The following is a 19,246-nucleotide window of genomic DNA, read 5'->3' on the forward strand; positions in this document are numbered from 1 at the left end:
ATTCTGCAACGCATGTGCCAATAAGGTAAGGACAGATGGTTTTAACCATGAAGAGGGTCGGAAGATAGAATTTTCCAGGGAAGAGAACCTTTCACTCCACAAACCTGGCACCAGTGCAGCCAAATTGGCTATGGCTGCCTGATGATCCGTTCTTGTCTCAAACCGAGAGCCGTTGTAACCACGGGAAGCGCAATGGCCCATACCGGCATTACTTTCCCCATTGGCCTGATCCTGCCTAGCGAAAGGGAGGAACCGGGTCAGACAATACTTCTGAATTGTTGACAGATCGTGAAATAGACTCTAGGGAAGGTAGGGGTGGGAGGAATCTGTGTCGGAAGGAGTATTCTTCAGCACAATGAGTTCTACTCGACGGTTAGAGGCTTGTCCCTGAGGTGTATCATTTAACTCGACAGGACGAGTCCCCGCATAGCCTGTTGAGGACAGTCGATAATCCGCGAGATGATGCTGGTCGATCAAATATCGGACCAAGGTATTGGCCCTGGCGGTCGAAAGATCCCAATTGGAGGGGTAGAGAGAGGATCGAATGGGTTGATTGTCCGTATGCCCTTCAACGGCAATAGAATTGGGTAACTCCTTGACGAGGCCGGCAATGAGATCAATAAATTCTTTAATCTGGGGATTCAGCCTGGCACTACCACTTTGAAACAACGCATCGTCTTTGATCCTAATATTTAAACCACGTTCCGTCGTGGTGATCTGCACCCCTTGAGGAATATTCGCTGCAGTAATTGCATTGGCCACGCTTAAGAAGGCCCGAGCATTGTCCCCTGAAGAAGGTTTGACTTTCACCTGAATAGGAGTTTTTCTGTTTATGGGAAGACTCACGATTGAAAGTTCTCCCACGGTCTTCTTGTTGTTAAAAGAACTCACCAGGGATTCACTGAGGACCTTGAATTTCCCTTCATTAACGGAGGAGACTGAGTACATCACTACAAAAAAGGCAAACAGCAAGGTAATGAAATCCGCATACGAGACCAGCCATCGTTCGTGATTCTCATGTTCCTCATGTTTCTTTTTCACACGCTCCCTCTCACCAACAATCCAATGGTCCTCAATTTTCTATTTCTTTTTCTCCGACGAGGGTAGAAATCCACTCAACTTCTCCTCAATCATTCTGGGATTCTCACCTTGAGCCACCGCCACAAGGCCTTCTATCACCATAATTTTTCCGATGATCAAGGTCTTCGCTTTCAATTTGATTTTACTGCCCATGGGGAGAAACAAGAGGTTGGCCGCTCCCACCCCATAGACCGTGGCCACAAATGCTACCGCGATCCCACCACCCAATGCCGAAGGGTCGGCCAGATTTTCCATCACATGAATCAACCCCAATACGGCACCAATAATACCCACACACGGCGCATATCCTCCAAATGCTTCATACACCTTGCTTGTCGTGCCAAATTCTTCTTCAAACATTTCGACTTCTACTTCCAGAATTTCTTTTATTTTGTGAGGTTCTGTCCCATCGACCACCAACTGCACCCCTTTGGCCATTAATGGATCGGCCAAGGACTTTATTTGCCCTTCCAGGGCCAAGAGACCCTGTTTCCGGGAGATATTTGATAACTCCACGATCTTGGCAATAATGCCCTTCATATCAACCTTCACATTTCCAAATACCATGCTCGCACTGGAAAGAGCTTTCAGGAAAATTGGAAGAGGGAATTGCAGCATCACCGCACCTAAGGTGCCTCCCATCACAATCAAAAATGCCGTCCCTTGGAGAATGGAACTTAAATGCCCGCCCTCCAGATGTTGCCCCCCAACAATGGCGCCAAGGGAAACTATGATGCCCAATACCGATAAAATATCCATAATGGACGACTCTTTCTTATTAAAAAGTCTGATTATTAAACAAGCGTTCAAGATCCAGCAGCAGCACCAAAGACCCATTCACCCGTCCGACCCCCTTATGACATTCTTCGGCTCCTCCTCGACCAGTAGGGGGGGGTATTTCAATACATTCTTCCGACAGGCGTAAGACTTCTTCAACAGAATCGACGACATATCCTAAAATCATATGAGCGACTTCTACAACCACAATTCGAGTATCCTTGGTTGGTTCCGTCTCAGACAGACCAAAGCGGGCCCGAAGGTTAATAATGGGGATCACTTTTCCTCGCAGATTCACCACCCCGTCCACATAATGAGGCGCATTCGGAACCTGAGTGATGTCCAGCATACGAATAATTTCTTGAACCCCTAAAATATCAATGGCAAAGATTTCGTCCCCCAACTGAAAACTCACCATTTGGAGAACAACTCCACAGTCCTCCCCAAAATCATCATGAGGTAAGACCTTCGTCAAAGTATTCTGCATGACTTGTGTCCCTCCAGACGCGTCAAAAGTCTCTCTCCTGTCCCGTTCCGACCTTGTGAGAATCGTTGGGTAAGAACCATCACCAAGCTTTTTTCTCCAATCACCTCAATGACATAGCTCATTCACTGAACCTGCAGCATGGAACCCCATCGCCCGTGGCATCATTTTCCTCAATAGGGACAGTTCATTTTTGTTAAATGCAAAACTCGATTCGTCAGCAATTTCCAACCATCCACCATCGATTTTGCAATGTAAAAGTCATTGCTTCTCATTGATCCCCAGCAACAGGCATTAGGCTCCCTTGGAGGTATGTGACAATTTGAAACAATCTCACCGAAACCTCCACATTCCCCACCAACGTCAATCATCAGTACCTTGAGGCTTCAACAAGGGCTCTGATAGGGTGAACACCATTATTCCTTCATTATCATGCAGCGAAATAAAGGATTCATTCCATGGACAGACTAGCCAGTTCACAAGCCGACCGATTACTCCTTGATGCAAAAAAAGCCATTCTGCAAGAACAACATCGACGTTTTCAGGACCTACAACTTGAGGGCCGCTGGGATGATGCTTGGAAACAATTGCATGTCACCTTGGCCTGCGCAGCGGACCTACTCAAGGACTCTGTCACCATGCTGGAACAGGTTGTCGCCCAGAAAAAGCTTCCTCACTCGACCGACCAATCAACAGGACTCAACGGTTCCATCAACCAGAACCCCCCATCCGCCCCATAAGTATGTTTGACAACCCACTGAACAGGGGAATCTTTGAGTTACACCTTAAATGATCCGACCAACTTCTGAAGATCCACGGCCACCACCCGTAAATCATGACAGGCTTGGGCCGATTGAAAGACTCCTCTGTTTGCCTGACGTGTTGCCTGGGTCATGGATTCTAAATCGCTGGCAATTTGTCGCGTGGCCGTGGATTGCACTTCCGTAGCATTGGCAATTTGTTGAATCATCCCCGCCGTAGCATTGATCATAGAATGAATGTTTGCCAAAGCCTCTCCGGTTTTCTTGGCTAATGCCACCCCCTGTCCGACCTGATTTGTCCCTTGCTCCATCGACGAAACAGCACTTCGTGTATCCTTCTGAATTTCTCGGATCATATCCCCAATTTCTTTTGTTGCCCTGGTCGTCCGTTCTGCTAACTTCCGCACTTCATCGGCAACCACAGCGAACCCTCGTCCTTGTTCACCCGCCCGAGCAGCCTCAATCGCCGCATTGAGTGCCAAAAGATTTGTCTGATCCGCAATATCCTCAATCACGCGAACGATTTCACCAATTTGATCCGAAGACCGCCCGAGTGCGGTAATAATGTTTGCGGCATGGACCACTGCGTGAGAAACCTGCTGCATGTCCATCACGGATTGCTTCATCTCATTCTGCCCGCCACGGGCTGTTTGGGCCGTTTCCTGAGCAATCCGTGCAGCTTCGGTAGAATGTCGCGCCACTTCCCCCGCCGTCCTGGACATTTCCTCCACAACGGAAGCTGACTGCAAAAAACGGCCATCCTGCCCTTCAGCGGTTGAAACTACCCCATCCACGGTCGCAGAGAGCCGAACGGTGGACGTTACAAGACGGTTTGTTGCTTGACTGACCAACGACAACGCCAACTGCATCTTTTCAATAAATGAATTGAGGTCGTGACTGAGTTCCACGATTTCATCAGAGCCTTTTCCAACCGGCACTCGTTTCGTCAGATCGCCTTCGCCCTGTGCAATATCACGACAGATACCCATTAAGGCATATAGAGGTTTCAACACAAGTCGATAAACCAACCAATGCACCGCACTCACGAAAATGCCGACGATTCCGATCAACCACATTCCTGAATGGAGCACCGAACTGACCATCGCCTCTTTCGCCTGCATTATCGGAATTGAAAGAGACAACATTCCAAGCACATCTCCCAATTTTTTCCCGCCATGACAACTTACGCAGGCCTCCACGGTAGCCACATCGGCACTCACCCGTCGAAAGGTGGGAACCCCGTTGATCGTCTCAATTTCGCTGAGACCCTTTGCCCCATTTTTCAGTAGATCAAGAGCCTTCTGCTCGAACGTATCTTTCGGCGCATTGGCGGGATTCATCGGCTGATCACTCACATACCGGGCCTGATACCCTCCCGCCAATCTCAACTCCTTGCCGATTTCCTGTATGGCAGTGGCGGGAAAAGGAACGGCATCGGGATCTTGCTCATGATCACGAGACACATGCAGATGAGGCCCCATGGACGATTGTTTTATTTTCCCCACATAATTTTTGGCAATATAGGCTCTCGTGACTTCAAGTTGCGCTTGAATAATCCTTCCTTCTTCCTCCAAATTCACCTGCAACCTGCCAAGCTCTTGCTGGTAAATCACGGTTAGGCCGCAGACAATCATTCCAACGGCTAGGGTTCCCAGAATTAATACGAGTTTATGACCGATTCTTATGCACTGCATACACGTCCATCACCAGGGACACATTGAACAAAGGATGGTATTATCTTTTTAGCGTAAACCGACTAAGCGATGTTTGGAGATCCTCTGCCAATGCCGCAAATTGCTTCGTTGCCGTCGCCACCCCCTGAATGTGGCTTTCATTATCCTGACTGAGTTGCGCGACCTGTTGAATACTCGAAGAGATTTTTCCGGAGACCGCAGACTGTTGTTTCGTGGATTCGGCAAAATGTTGAATCATATCCACCACCCGTTGAACCCCCTGGACGATCTCCGTTAATCGACTCCCCGCTTCCCTGGCCAGCACCATGCCGGAATGCGCCTCTTCAGTCCCCGCCTCCATCGAAAGAACCGCTTCGTGAGTGCCAGCCTGTACAGATTCGATAACCGTCGCAATTTCTTTTGTCGCTTTCCCCGTTCGCTCAGCCAGTTTTCGCACCTCATCTGCAACCACAGCAAACCCTCGACCCTGCTCCCCTGCCCTTGCAGCTTCAATGGCTGCATTGAGCGCCAAAAGATTGGTCTGTTCCGCAATATCCTGGATTACTCCAATAATGTCCCCAATATCCTTGGAACGTTGTCCTAAATTCTGAATACGGCTGGCGGATTCCTGAATCCGGTTGGATACCGATTCCATCCCATGAATAGAAGAGACCACAATATCCCCACCCCGGACGGCTGAATCATTGACCCCTGAGGCCGTCGAGGCCAAGGCCTGCGTGTGTCGAGCCATATCATCCGCGGTAGCAGACATTTCTTCAACCGCTTCAGCAACCTGAGTGGCTTGGTGAACTTGTGATTGGCTGGCGCGAACGACCTGATGGCCTACCGAGGACAATTGGACCGACGCTTGAGACAGGGAGTGAGCGACGTTCCGTGTTTGCAAAAGCATCCGGTTTAATTCATCCAACAGGTTATTCAAGGCTAAACCCATTTGCCCGAGTTCGTCTTGAGTCTTCACGGGAACCCGGTGAGTGAAATCCCCCTTCGAGGCTTTCGCCGCCACTTCCCACACGGGTTTCAGTCGGCTCACGACTTTTCTTCCCATAAAGATTCCAATGGGGACCACCACGAGAAGCCCCAACAGCATCTCCAACAAGGTTTTATTGGTCAGGCTCCTGACATGACTGAATGCTTCATTCTCCGGAACTTGCACCAACACGGACCAGTGCATCCCCAACGATCCCCCCGCCCCTGACATCGGGCTATATCCGATGACTTGATTCGCGTTTTTCCCGGGATGAAAATTTCTGGCGTTTCCGGATTGGCCCTGAATCGCCAATTGTGCGGCCTCAAGGCCCAACTGAGCCAGGTTTTCCTTAAACACCACATTTTCTAAATCGTGAATCATTTCCTCTGTTCCATGGACAGCCGGAGCATATTCCATCAGCGTCATACCTTTGCCATCCTGTAGGGTTAGTTCCGCATGGGGAAACCCGGCCTTTTTTAAATCCAGGTATGCCTCTTGGAAAAAGGCTTCAATTTTTGAAAACTTCATGCGATGGCTCCCATACCCAACCACTCGCCCCTTAGCATAGAGAGGAACCGAGAGCCCGATTGTCAAACTGCTCTCTTGGGGGAAGAGTGCCTGCACATCCTGATCGACCATGACGTTTTCCACAAAGACCTCTTGGGGCACATTTCTTGTCAAAGAAGACTCTGTCAAGCGTATACTTTCTTCCCCCTGTTGGAGGGCTCGAAACCACGGAGTCAATCTATAACTTTTTCCGTACAACTTTTCCGTCCGAAGAGGCAGGCCTTCTGCATCTTGATCATTTACGGCGATCAGATTGCCATCCAAATCCACCACTTGAACCAAAGAATACATGCCGGTTGCCTGAACATACGCATTCAATACCTGGACGAATTCCTGTGAGGGACGGACAGCCTGTTCCCATAGCTCCGCCCCACCAAGAATCGGAATCCGACTCAAGATCTGAGCATCCGCAGAACGCTCAGCGAGATAGAGGGAAATTTTTTCAACAATCACTTTTGCCACGTCTTCGTATTGAACCCCAACCTCTTTTTTCAAGACCTCTCCAGTTTGGAACAACGAATACACTTGAACACTCAAAGGAATCAGCGAAAAAAACACAAGAATCCAAACTAATTTTGTCGTAATGCCTACATTCAACGTGGGCTTCCTCATTGGTATCCTCTTGTTAATCTTTTCATGGATCTCGAGATGGGGTAGTACATTCTTCTCAACAATTACAATAATTATTCTTTCCTTTACGAGGACACCACGACTCCCGAAGAATTTCCGAGATGTTGAACTAATTTGTCACGAAGGTCGGTTGGATGAAATTTGGTCACATAATCTGTCACACCCAAAGCCTTTCCTTTATCCACATTACACTGTCCGGACAAGGAGGAATGCATCAAGATGGGAAGGCCCTGCAATCGGGAATCTTCACGGATAGCCTTTGTCAGGGAAAATCCGTCCATTTCTGGCATTTCAATGTCGGTAATAACCCCAACGACAAAGTCGAAAATGGTTCGATCCGTTTTGTCACCCAACTCCGCATACTGTCGTAACCGGGTGAGCGCCTCTTTTCCCGTCTGTGTTTCTTCGTATTTCATGCCCAACCGTTCCAGCGTTTTGGTAATTTGTTTTCTGGCCACAAGCGAATCGTCGGCAACCAACACACGTTTTCCGGCTAATTCATCGTTCAATTCAATCCCAACGAGGACTTCCTCTTCACTTCTGGGGTGCAATTCGGACAACACCTTTTCCACATCTAGAATTAACACCATTCGGCCATCCTCTAATTTCGTAATAGCCGTGACCGCCCCTTGCCGGCTGGACTGGACCATCGGGGGGGGAATTTGAATCCGTTCCCACGACATACGAATGATCCGATCAACGCCGCCTACCAAAAATCCCTGTTTGTTATCGTTATATTCCGCAATGATCAACTTCGCGCCAACCGAGTCCAAGGGCCCGAGTCCAATCGCCTGTTTTAAATCCACTAATGCGATATTTTCTCCACGGAGATTCACTAAACCCAGGATTCGGGGATCGGAGTCCGGAATTTTCACCACGGGTGGGAGCTTCATGACTTCGCGAATCTTAAAAACATTAATCCCGTAAGTCTCATTAGTCCCAAAATGGAACATTAAAAGTTCCATCTTATTGGCCCCGGCCAACCCGGTCCGTTGATCAATTTCTGCCATCCATTTTGCCATTACGCTTTCCTCATCCTTCCACTTACCAAACGGAGCACAGGTCAGCCTTCTCTATAGTTCCACCGCTGTTCTCATGCCTGTCGGGATAAAGACCCAGGCAGTCTAGTCAGCCCTACTCACTTACCCTAGGCCTCACGCTTCACTGTTTTAAACATTAGCGCATACCCGTATACGTTGAAGTCTGCACTTCCCGTACTAAATCGGCCATATCCAAAATCAGGACTACTTTGCCATCTCCGGTAATGGTCGCCCCCGCCACGCACTTCACGTTGGCCAAAAATTCCCCCAAAGACTTAATGACGACTTCCTCTTGTGCCCGCAAACGATTCACCACAACTCCAAACTGTTGTTCACCAATCTTCACAACTACGACATAGCATTCAACACCAGTCCGGTCCCGGGGAATATGAAAGGTTTCCCCAAGGTCCAAGAGAGGAAGAATGCGTTCTCGGAGATTCAATACCGCCTGTCCATTGATACTTTTAATTTCATCCTTGGTGACTTTGACGGCCTCAACTACGGAAGCCAGCGGGATGGCAAATGTGGCACATTCCACCTCGACCATTAGTGCTTGAATAATGGCCACGGTCAGTGGAAGCTTGATCGTCACGCGACTCCCCTGACCGGGATCAGAATCTAACTCCAAACTCCCATTCATGCGACTAATATTGGTACGAACCACATCCATACCCACCCCACGACCGGACACATCACTCACCTGGTCCGCCGTACTAAACCCTGGAAGAAAAATTAGATTCATGATTTCCCGAGGGCTCATGACTTCCAATTCCGCTTGAGCCACCAAGCCTTTTTCGAGAGCTTTTTCAGCGATTTTCTCAACTTGTAACCCCCGACCATTATCTTCCACCCGAATCACAATACTGTTCCCTTCCTGCTGGGCTGACAGTCGCACATAGCCTTCAGAACCTTTACCGTGTTGTTTACGGTCCGCAGCAGTTTCCAAGCCATGATCCATCGAATTCCTCACCAAATGGACCAACGGATCACTTAATTCGTCCGCCACGGACTTGTCGACCTCAGTATCTTCCCCCAGTAATTCCAAACGCACTTGCTTACCTAACTTACCGGCCAAATCGCGAACCAATCTTGGGAATCGGGAAAACACTTTGCGAATAGGAACCATCCGTGTTTTCATAACCGCCAATTGCAAATCGGAGGTCACCAGATTGAGTTGCGCCAACGTCACGTTTAATTCCCGGAGGGCAGGACTGGTCTCGTCTTTCTCCTCCAGCCCATTCCCCAATTTAATAAGACGATTACGATTCAAAACCAGCTCCCCCACCAGATTCATAACATGATCCAAGCGTTTGGTTTCGACTCGAACGGTCTGGTCCTCTTCTTTACCACCTGATGCCTTGCCGGCCGGAGCATTCGCGGCTTGAACGGTTCGAGTCGTGGCTTCTTTCATTTTATTTAATACATCAGATAACCCGACTGGGCAGTCAGAAGCTCCTGGTGATTCCGCCACATCCTCAATCCCTGCGGGTACATCATGCTGCGGGGCTTCACGCAAAGAAGACCAGGAAGAGGTTTCAGGAGGCACTACCACAGGAGAAAGCATCGTTTCTGCCGGAGGTGGAGAAGGGGTTGAGGTGACTGTGTCCTTCTCGGCCTTATGGGGAAGTGAGACGGACAGCATCAGATCATCGGCGCTATCCATGGTTAACGCCAATTTATTCACAATGCCAAAGGTCTCGACATGAGAATCTTCTCCGGTCTCCCGAATATCAGACTGGAGCATTTTCACCGCATCCACTGCTTCCAAAATAATGTCGATAATGAACGGAGAAACCGACATTTCCCCCTGTCTCAGTTTGTTCAACAAACTCTCGGCTTGATGCGCCACTTCAACCAAATGGGTAAACCCCAAAAATCCGGCCGATCCTTTCATACTGTGCATACACCGGAAAATTTCGTTAAGCAGTTCGCTGTTGGAAGGCTCCGTTTCAAGTTTTACGAAATGTTGGTCAAGGGCTTCCAGCATTTCCGAGCTTTCCGCTAAAAAGTCGTTGAGTATTTCTTTCATTTCGTCATTCATCGATCACCTGTTCTCAGCTCCTAGACTTTTCTCGTTCATCCCATCCCCCACCCTGAGACATCGGGTTTGAAGGTTCGTGTATAGGGAATTAGGACATTCCGTATTCAGACATGATGTTATCCACCAGGTCTTGTTGAAGGGCCGTAGTTTTTGAGGATTCCAACTGACGCAGCATTTCATACCCCCGTCCCTCACCCGATGCTCCGGTCTCACCCTTTTGTTGTTGAATTCCAAAAATTACCACCAACTTTAATAATTTGTGTTGAATTTCATTTAAAATCGCCACGAGCTTTGCCACGCGTTGGGCTACAAGATCCTGGAAAGACAACGCTACATGGATATTTAACAATCTACCTTCATCAGCCTTCACCATAACCAAAATTGCATCAAGATCCTTGACGGCCCTCCCGGCCACATTGGCACGCAATTGTTCCAAATGATGTTGGATCCCCTCCCGGTTCCGTTCCAATTCCTCTGTCAGGCTGAGAACCTTATGCGTTCCGTCCTCCGTCATTTTTGCAAGATCATACAAATGTGATGTGGCTTGAGGCAGTTGATCTGAGGTGGAGGTCACAGGAGATTCCATTTCCCGAATGGTTTTGGTAATTACTTCCACGTACTTGGCCAATTCCTCCATTTCTGCATTAATGGAACGTTTTTCATTCAAAACCTCCTCGGGCATCTCTCCATCGCCTGGCACCTCGGTCTCAATCATCCGATCCACGAGCATAAGAATCTCCTTTATATCGTCATATTTGGAAGATGTTCTGCCCCGCTATGACGTTTTGGCCGGCTGAACATTTGCAAATATTTTTTCTAATTTTCCTTGCAAGACTTCCGCAGTAAATGGCTTAACGACGTAGTTACTGACCCCGGCTTGGACTGCTTCGATTAAATTTTCCTTTTGCGCCTCAGCAGTCACCATTAAAAACGGGAGCGTTTTTAATTCTGCATCGCTTCGAACCGCCCGCAAAAGCTCAATACCTTGCATCACCGGCATATTCCAATCCGACACCACCAAACCAAAACCACCGCCCTTCAATTTCGTCAAAGCATCCTGCCCGTTTTCGGCTTCCATGATGTCCGAAAAGCCGATTTGACGTAACACATTTTTGACAATTCGACGCATGGTAGACATATCGTCCACCACCAACACTTTCATCCCGGTATCAATCATGATGCGCTCCTTACGCCTTGGTCCATAAAACCCCAGGCAATGTGGGTATTCCCATTAAAGAATCATCTTGAATTCGTTGATATTCTTATTATCCTGTACTAACCTGGCCTATTCGAAATTCGGTTTTCTTCTCTTGTTTCTTTAGCCGTCCTTATAAAATTTCACATCTCGGCTTTCGTTCTTTCATCAGACCATCTTGGTAGATTGCCCATGCCGTAGACTATCGATAATGTATTTTTAAGTGTTCGGGACCGGAACCTTGATTGAAGTCAATTTCCCCTGGTCTTAAAACCTTAAACAATATTCGAGGACTCAGGATTGAATTGCTTTGGACAGACAAGGTTAGGAGGGAAGAGGAAGTTTTATCTCGTGCGACGGAAAAGCCATGAACGATAACGCCTCTGACCACGTTCAAAGATCAGGGATACACTCACTTGCTCATTCCGGGGCATCTTGCCCTCAGAATATGAGCAAGGAATTCATGTGGCGTCTGGCCTATCCTCCAGAAAGAAAGTCACGGGCCACCTGCGGAAGTTAATTCAAACTAAACCTGTCCCGAGCCGCCGGTTGGGGCCCAGCACCAACCATCACGGACTCTCCTCCAGCATTTTGTACCCAGGCTTCAATTTCCTCCCGAACAAAACGCCAGTGTTTCCCAACTTTATGCCCTGGGAGTCGACGTTCTCTCGCTAGCTTGTAGATTGTCGATTTTGGGACTTTCAAGAACGTCGATACTTCACTTAAGGTCAGCAAATCTTTCATTGTGGCACCCTCATTAGAGTTTGGTCAGTAATGTGTGTGATATCGGACTAATCATGTAAAAACTTGAGACTTCTTCTTAGATAGTAGGAAATTGTGCTCTCTTCACCAACCGATCCCGGCTTACGAAACATGGTCATTCCGTGTTCCGCCCTCAGCGAAAGAGATAGTTTGGGAAGACCGTCCCTCCTTTTCTCCTTGAACAAAAATCAAACGTTCAAATACACAAATTAGCTGTTTAACCCTCTGCTCTAATTGGATGACCGCTGAATGAAGAAGCGAAAATGTTGCCGAGACAGCCCTGCATTCAAGTTGTTCAGCTTCTTTCCATTCTGACATGGCATGTACCGCACCCAGCGCCCCTTTCATTTGATGAGCCAGTCTTTGAAGCTCTGAGCGATTTTGCATGTGAATAGCTTGATGCAACCCTTGGATCAAATCCGGTGTTGTGACCTTAAATATGTGAAACAAGGAATACAGCAACCCCTCATCTCCCTCCAGGGCGTGCAAAGCGGCTGAGACGTCATAGAGCGTTCTGTCCTCAGGGAACTCGGAGGGATTTCCTGCATGGTGTTCCCGATCTAAGTCTCTAGTGGCAACCGAAAAAGTTCCTTTCCGATCAGTCTTGTTATCTGTCTTCGATGAGGACGGATCTATGACACCTCCAGGAACAAACCCTACCCATTTCCTGAGTATTCGTTCAAAGTCTCGTAAATGAACCGGCTTAAAAAGACAATCATCCATGCCATTCTCCAGGCATTGTTGTCCATGCTCAGAAAGCACATGGGCTGTCATCCCGACAATGGGAATATGGTGAACCGGAGGAGACGCCGACCCATAATGGCGATGCCAATAGGCCGATGTATGGAGAAATGCTCCAGCATGTTCCAATTCCCGAATATGCTGAGTGATGGCCAGTCCATCCATGTCGGGAAGTTCCCAGTCCATCAGAATGCAATCCACATCTGTGGATTGCAACAATGTCAAAGCTTGGGACCCCATGTCCACGATCGTCACTTGACATCCGAGTTTCCCTAACATCCCCGCTGCGACCCGTTGATTGACGGGATTATCCTCCACAACCAACACCGAAGGTCCTGCTTGTTTCTGGAGGAGGGGTTGCTCTAACACCTCAAGCGTCCCCTGCACTTTCTCAACGGAAAGCCGTTCAGGGGGTCTTGGTATATCTGACGGTCCAGGATCGGCCATTTCGCCAAATATACATTGAAAAAATTGCTTCCGGTGTAAGGGAAGCGTGATCATCCCATCAAACCCCAAGCTTTTTTCTTCATCATCCTTGCCATACCAAAACGGCTTAAGACCCAAAACTTTGACATCGTGAAACAGCGAAAAAGAACGCATTCGTCCAACCCATTCCCGAACAGCCGCTTTCTCCAGACGATTACTGAGAATAACCCCTGCGACGTGACGTTCTGATTCGTGGACACTTTCGAACAGGATGTTCGCCTGTTGAAGGCTCTCTATCTGTACAACCTTGACACGCACTTCTTGAAGAAGTTGTCCCATCACCCACCCAGACGATTGTTGAGGACCGATCACCCAGACCTCTTTGCCAGCAACGGATCTAACGTCAGGGCGTGGCGCATGTATAGTCCGTGATGCCCGACAGGGAATATCACACCAAAATGTCGATCCCTGATCGGGTTGACTCCTCACCCCGACAGTCCCGTGCATCAACTCAGCTAATTGTTTGCAAATCGCTAACCCTAAACCGGACCCCCCGAATTTTCGGCTCATGGAGCTATCCGCCTGGGTAAACACGTGAAAAATTTTTTCCTGAACCTCCTCGGACACACCAAGGCCGGTGTCTTGGGTCGACAATCGAACCCACAACTGAGTCTCTTCGCCTGGCTCACCGGAACGATCATTCAGCCCATGCAGGGAACCATTACACGCAGGATTCGCTGGATGAATCAGCGAACCGCGCAGCAAAACCGATCCCTCCATCGTAAATTTCAGCGCATTGGAAAGATAATTACATAGAATTTGTCGCAAACGGTGAGGATCGCCAAAAAGCTCTGAGGGCACATTCGGGTCGACATAGGCTGCCAAATCTAGACCTTTTCGATGGGCCCGCTCTGAAAACAGATCGACGACCTCTTCAAATAGAGACGTCAAATCGAACCCAATGCTTTCCAACACCAATTGACCGGATTCAAGTTTGGAAAAATCTAAAATATCATTAATGATGGTAAGCAACCCCTCACCAGACATACGGATAATGTTGACACATTCCTGTTGCTCTTTATCGAGAGATGACGCAAGCAAGACCTCCGCCATACCAATCACTCCGTTTAAGGGCGTGCGAATTTCATGACTCATCACAGCCAGGAATGCGGCCTTAGCTCGAGTAGCAGATTCAGCCTTAATTAACGCATGATCCAGTTCATGATTTTTTGCTTCCAAGGTATCCGCAAAGGCCGACATTTCTGCTGCGGCTCGCTTTGGCTCGGTGATATCCATGCCATATCCGCGAAGTAATCCCAAATCCGCATGGGGAGCAAATGTCCAGGAATATTGCCTCTCCCCAACACTCACTTCGTAATGCATCTCTAGATGTTTTTGTGACAAACAACGTCTAGCCAAATCCAAAAATCGATCCGGCAAAGCCGTGGAAAAACCGTCCTGACCGATATGGGCTTCTTCCATCAGGCGAACCATAGCGGGATTGGCATATAGAAGTTGCCCCGCCGCATCAACTTCAATCACGGGGAAGGGATTTTCCTTTGGAATGGACGCTAATCGGCGTGTTTCTTCGGTCAATTTCATTTCTGAACTGAGATCTCGAAACATCAACAGGTATCCCGAAGCCTCCACGTCATCTACCACAAGCCCTTTCAATTCCACCCAACACCATGTCCCCTGCCGACTTCGCAAACGAGTCCGTGGAACCCATAGCATGGTTTTTTCCAGTAGTAATCCTGAAAGAGGGCAGATCTCTGTATGATTTTTCTCACAGGGGACCAGACATTCCAAAAGATCATGACACGAAACATTCGTGGGACAGGCGGCTCCCCACCCTAACAGACGTGAGCCGGCCAAATTCATATGTGTCAATAGACCATTCCGATCAACTAGACACACCCCGATCATCAGGCCATCCCACAGAGTCTGAAACAAAAGAGAATTTGCCCACATAAGTTATGACAGGATTTCTCGAAGGTTTATAGAAGAATCCGCAGAATCAAGTACTTTCGTAATCTTCACTTCATACTTTAATTCTGAAGGGATCCCTAAATTTCTCACTTCTGGCTTCTTAAGGATTTCGCCAGTGCAAGTCTTGATAATTTTAACCTGCGGTCTCACACTCATCTCAGGATTCTGTTTCACCACCACGGCATCCTCACCAGTGGAAAGTTGAACAACCGTGCCCACCGGATAGACCCCCAACACCCGAATCATGGCTTCGACAAACCGTGTCGGGAACTTCCCACTTTTGGCTTCTTGGTAGACTCGGCGGATTGCTAAAGCCACAGGAAATGATCCGGAGGAATTCCCGACAGCAAGCAACTCATCAACATAATCAGTGAGGCCCAATAAAGTCCCAGAATCAGAGACCGGGTTCCCCCCCATAACCGTGGAATATCCAGATCCGTCTAGATAAGCATGATGCTCCTGTACAATTTGAAGGATTTCCTGAGAAAATTGCGATTTCTTATTAATCAGGGCCACACTCATATCGACATGTTGTTGCAACAACGAATAATCAATCCCCATGCTTCCCCACCGTTCCTGGACGACGTTGAGCGGAAGCCGCATATAGCCGACATCATGTAAAAGCGCGGCAACAGCGACCTCTTCAAGCTGATTGACCTCCCACCTAAGTTGAAGGCCAACCAGAATCGACAACAAGGCGGTATCGACAACATGCGAGTAAAGAGTGGGATCGAACTGTTCAAGATGCTCAATCAGGAGGATCTCGGCGACCACAGTAGGGTGAGCTAATGCCTTTTCAACCAATGCCTTGGCCGCCTCCTGCATAGCGACATGAGGAATGATCTGACCGGTTTTGACGCCTTCGAACATGTCTTCCAAGGCTGCAATCGTATCTCCGCGCAACCGGATTAACCGTTCTTGATGTTCATCCTCCCTTCCATCCTTTCCTTCCGGAGCGTATGACCTGGGCGCTTGGCTGTATGGATCAGCCTGACTGGAAGACGTTTCTAGTTCCGGATGACACTCCTGGGTGTCCTCGACCGGAAAGGATTCTGCATCGGTCGACACATCGAGACCCTTGGCAGTATCAATTTCGACTTCTTGAATTCCCGACTGACGCAATTGCTTCACATCGTGGGAGGATAGAAGTCGGCGATGACGAAAAAACGGCGACTTCCACCAGGAATCGAGGATTCGAACCAAATACATGCCTGCACATATCTGTGAACAGGCAAGACGCTTTCGAGTCGGCATAGATGATGGCTCTCCGTAAGAAAGGCTTTTTTTTATTATTGAATGGGGAAAGTCAGGAGCAGTCCTGTTCCCTCCCACTTTCGCCCTCCATCATACACTGGCATTCCCGACATTTTTCATCGGTAATACTCTTTTGCTTTTTCAGATAGATCCCCACTAACGACCGGCGGAGATGATGGGGAAATGTAGTCATTCCTTCCTTTCCTCTCACACTCATCTTTTATGTTCCACCATCCATATCTGGGTTCCATTGGTGAGAGAGAACATCAAGGGCGGAAAAAGATGAATATGGATTACACTCCTGATGGCACGACCGGCAATTGAGGTACCTCATCAATTGTCTGATAAATGGGAATCATTTTGGCGACATTGGCTAAATCCAAGACCTGACGAACATACGTTTGCGGGTTCACCAGGCTAAAAGGAATTTTTCTACTTTTGAGTGTTTGATGGGCAATCACCAAAAGACCCAAGGCGGAACTATCCACAAAAGAGACCTGCCCAAAATCCAAGACTATCGGCGATCCCTCTTTCATTGCCTCATCTAAGCTGTCTTTGAAGGTTTTTTTTGCACCAAAGTCGAACCGCCCAGCCAAATGCATGACCACGGCTTTCTCAATTTTTTCTTGCGTGACATTCATAAACTCCTCCATGGTGTATGACAAGAATCCTTCTTGACAATCCTGTGATCATCCAATTCACCTTATCGGTGGGGGTTTACAAAGAATTAACCATTCCCGCTCTATCCTTTAAACCTTAGATTGCTTTTTTTTATCAACTACGAGACTAGAGATGATGCGACCAAGTTGGCACCATACCGTCCTATGCCCCCAGACTTTCTGACAATTCGAATCGAGACCAGCACGCAGTTTGTCCTTATGTAGTGAGCAATCCATTCGAGGGAACCTGACGAACATTCTCCTGAGCCCACCGAAGAACATAGACAAAATCTATTGAAATATTAGGCCCTTCGAGTGAGGCAGTTTGAAAAGATTAGCCAAGACAAAGAACTAAGCCCTCCGTTAATCCGTCCTTACTGGGTACACTGAGGAACTGTTTACCGACACACGCTTGAAATGATCAGCACTGTGGATGTCGTTTTCGTGGCAAACAAATGAAATACCCATTAGACGCGAGAATGCCTCAAATACGCCGAAGAATGTCTTTTTTGGTCTTCATATCGAAATTCGCGATAACAGTTCGGATAATCACCAGATCCATCTTTAAAAGGACCAGCCATGAACCAGTAAGATTCATCTCCCGAAATTCGACCATATTCCCCACATCTTCACGAATCTGCCATTCCATCCACTGCCATGAAAAGTAGGTATTGAGGAAATGGAGGGAAAGACCTCGACTTACATCGAATGATCCATCCTGTCCACGTTTGATCATTTCCCGGGAAATATCGATGGCGAACAGACGAATATTTCAGGCCATCATTTCTGAAAAATGATGCAAAATCATTAAGAAAATTAAACAGGTTTCCTCTCTGCTGGAACTGACCCCGCATCAGATAGATAAACGCTTGGCGTCCCAATTGGCTTGAATCACTTCCGGCAGGATTCGTTCTTTTTGCGGAGACGGATCTAACAAAGTTCCTGAGGATTTTTTGTAGTCTTGTTTCAATTGAAGAAAAATCAAATAATAACCATCGGAAAGACAATCATGTTCATGCCTCAGTATCCGACATACCCATGAGGCCCCGTTAACGGGGAGCCACCATTTTCAAATGAGCCAGCATAGCCGCAGGAATATCGTTTAACGGTAGAATTTTGTCGACTCCTCCAGCCTTAATGGCCTCTTTGGGCATCCCAAAAACGACACAGGATGCTTCATCCTGGGCAAAGTTAAATGCTCCGGCCTGTTTCATTTCCAACATACCCGCAGCTCCGTCATTCCCCATGCCGGTCAGAATCACCCCGAGACTATTCCCCCCGGCATACCGGGCGACCGATCGAAACATGACGTCCACGGAGGGACGAAATCGGTTGACCTGCGGCTCTTGATTCAGTGAGACATAATAGCGGGCACCGCTCCGGCGAAGTTCCATATGATAATTACCCGGCGCCAACAAGGCCTGTCCGGGCATGACGCTGTCACCTTCCCGAGCTTCTTTCACGTGAATCTGACACAGTTCATTCAGCCGATTGGCAAACGATTTGGTAAATTGTTCCGGCATATGCTGCGTCATAATGATGGGTGGGGTATTCGGTGGCAGCACTTCCAATAATTCCCGAAGCGCTTCGGTCCCACCAGTGGACGCCCCGATAGCGATAATCGTATCAGTAGTTTTAATCATCGCGGATTGGGCAGCCAGTGCTTTAATCCGTTCAGTACAGTCAGCCGGTGGAGTTCGTCTTTTCACGCTGGCCTGGGCCGCGATCTTCACTTTGCTGATAATTTGATGAGCTAAGTCCGACAGCCCATGCTGAACATCCACCGTGGGCTTCGTCACAAAATCCACGGCACCGGCTTCCAAAGCCTGTAACGTCGTCGCCGCGCCTTGTTCAGTCAACGAACTCACCATCACCACAGGCATCGGCCGTGCGGCCATGATTTTCTGCAAAAAGGTGAGTCCATCCATTTTTGGCATTTCCACATCCAGGGTCAGCACATCAGGGTTAAGGGCCTTCATTTTATCCCTGGCGACATAGGGGTCAGGAGCGGTTCCGACCACCTCGATCTCAGGATCTTGCGATAAAATCTCCGTCATAACATTTCGAATCAATGCCGAGTCATCTACAATCAACACGCGTATTTTTTTACCATTCATATTGATCCCCCTAATTCCGTAAAGAGTAAACAGTGAGGCGTCAGCAGCAAAAAACAACATGG

At 48.2% G+C, this 19,246-nt stretch carries 16 protein-coding genes; 1 reads left to right on the plus strand and 15 read right to left on the minus strand.

Annotation, left to right across the window (positions count from 1 at the left end):
* Positions 1-300: 300 nt before the first annotated feature.
* Genes ACWHYD_RS11875 through ACWHYD_RS11885 form a run of 3 tightly spaced genes read right to left on the minus strand, consistent with a single transcriptional unit; the run spans position 301 to position 2,344 of the window.
* Complete coding sequence (locus ACWHYD_RS11875; RefSeq protein WP_447962252.1) at positions 301-1,041, minus strand: flagellar motor protein MotB; 741 nt, start codon at positions 1,039-1,041, stop codon at positions 301-303.
* Positions 1,042-1,080: 39 nt separating this feature from the next.
* The gene (locus ACWHYD_RS11880) at positions 1,081-1,839 is read right to left on the minus strand and encodes a flagellar motor protein (RefSeq protein WP_447962253.1); all 759 of its coding nucleotides are present in this window, start codon (positions 1,837-1,839) and stop codon (positions 1,081-1,083) included.
* A gap of 19 nt (positions 1,840-1,858) precedes the next feature.
* Positions 1,859-2,344: a chemotaxis protein CheW gene (locus ACWHYD_RS11885; RefSeq protein ID WP_447962254.1), complete on the minus strand. Its 486-nt coding sequence runs from the start codon at positions 2,342-2,344 to the stop codon at positions 1,859-1,861.
* 455 nt (positions 2,345-2,799) lie between these two features.
* Here ACWHYD_RS11885 and ACWHYD_RS11890 point away from each other — a divergent pair, with 455 nt between their 5' ends.
* Complete coding sequence (locus tag ACWHYD_RS11890; protein WP_447962255.1) at positions 2,800-3,081, plus strand: hypothetical protein; 282 nt, start codon at positions 2,800-2,802, stop codon at positions 3,079-3,081.
* Positions 3,082-3,119: 38 nt separating this feature from the next.
* Here the strand turns inward: ACWHYD_RS11890 and ACWHYD_RS11895 are convergent, their stop codons facing one another.
* From ACWHYD_RS11895 to ACWHYD_RS11950, 12 genes are all read right to left on the minus strand, one after another.
* Positions 3,120-4,796 (minus strand): methyl-accepting chemotaxis protein, encoded by a 1,677-nt coding sequence (locus tag ACWHYD_RS11895; protein ID WP_447962256.1) that lies wholly within the window; start codon positions 4,794-4,796, stop codon positions 3,120-3,122.
* A gap of 40 nt (positions 4,797-4,836) precedes the next feature.
* On the minus strand, positions 4,837-6,942 hold the full coding sequence (locus tag ACWHYD_RS11900; RefSeq protein ID WP_447962257.1) for a methyl-accepting chemotaxis protein: 2,106 nt from the start codon (positions 6,940-6,942) through the stop codon (positions 4,837-4,839).
* Positions 6,943-7,025: 83 nt separating this feature from the next.
* Positions 7,026-7,982: a chemotaxis protein CheW gene (locus tag ACWHYD_RS11905; RefSeq protein ID WP_447962258.1), complete on the minus strand. Its 957-nt coding sequence runs from the start codon at positions 7,980-7,982 to the stop codon at positions 7,026-7,028.
* A gap of 154 nt (positions 7,983-8,136) precedes the next feature.
* On the minus strand, positions 8,137-10,041 hold the full coding sequence (locus ACWHYD_RS11910) for a chemotaxis protein CheA (RefSeq protein ID WP_447962259.1): 1,905 nt from the start codon (positions 10,039-10,041) through the stop codon (positions 8,137-8,139).
* Positions 10,042-10,129: 88 nt separating this feature from the next.
* Positions 10,130-10,771, minus strand: a complete 642-nt coding sequence (locus ACWHYD_RS11915; RefSeq protein ID WP_447962260.1) for a protein phosphatase CheZ — start codon at positions 10,769-10,771, stop codon at positions 10,130-10,132.
* Positions 10,772-10,816: 45 nt separating this feature from the next.
* Positions 10,817-11,218, minus strand: coding sequence for a chemotaxis response regulator CheY (locus ACWHYD_RS11920; protein ID WP_447962261.1), 402 nt, complete (start codon positions 11,216-11,218; stop codon positions 10,817-10,819).
* A gap of 534 nt (positions 11,219-11,752) precedes the next feature.
* A complete protein-coding gene (locus tag ACWHYD_RS11925; protein WP_447962262.1) occupies positions 11,753-11,980 on the minus strand; it encodes a helix-turn-helix domain-containing protein in 228 nt (75 codons plus the stop codon).
* A gap of 120 nt (positions 11,981-12,100) precedes the next feature.
* On the minus strand, positions 12,101-15,091 hold the full coding sequence (locus ACWHYD_RS11930) for a response regulator (protein WP_447962263.1): 2,991 nt from the start codon (positions 15,089-15,091) through the stop codon (positions 12,101-12,103).
* 48 nt (positions 15,092-15,139) lie between these two features.
* Complete coding sequence (locus ACWHYD_RS11935; protein WP_447962264.1) at positions 15,140-16,408, minus strand: HD-GYP domain-containing protein; 1,269 nt, start codon at positions 16,406-16,408, stop codon at positions 15,140-15,142.
* Positions 16,409-16,701: 293 nt separating this feature from the next.
* The gene (locus ACWHYD_RS11940) at positions 16,702-17,049 is read right to left on the minus strand and encodes an STAS domain-containing protein (protein WP_447962265.1); all 348 of its coding nucleotides are present in this window, start codon (positions 17,047-17,049) and stop codon (positions 16,702-16,704) included.
* Positions 17,050-17,551: 502 nt separating this feature from the next.
* Positions 17,552-17,836, minus strand: coding sequence for a CheR family methyltransferase (locus ACWHYD_RS11945; protein ID WP_447965863.1), 285 nt, complete (start codon positions 17,834-17,836; stop codon positions 17,552-17,554).
* 280 nt (positions 17,837-18,116) lie between these two features.
* Positions 18,117-19,184, minus strand: a complete 1,068-nt coding sequence (locus ACWHYD_RS11950) for a protein-glutamate methylesterase/protein-glutamine glutaminase (protein WP_447962266.1) — start codon at positions 19,182-19,184, stop codon at positions 18,117-18,119.
* Positions 19,185-19,246 lie beyond the last annotated feature (62 nt).

The sequence above is a fragment of the Nitrospira sp. Ecomares 2.1 genome (assembly GCF_965152585.1).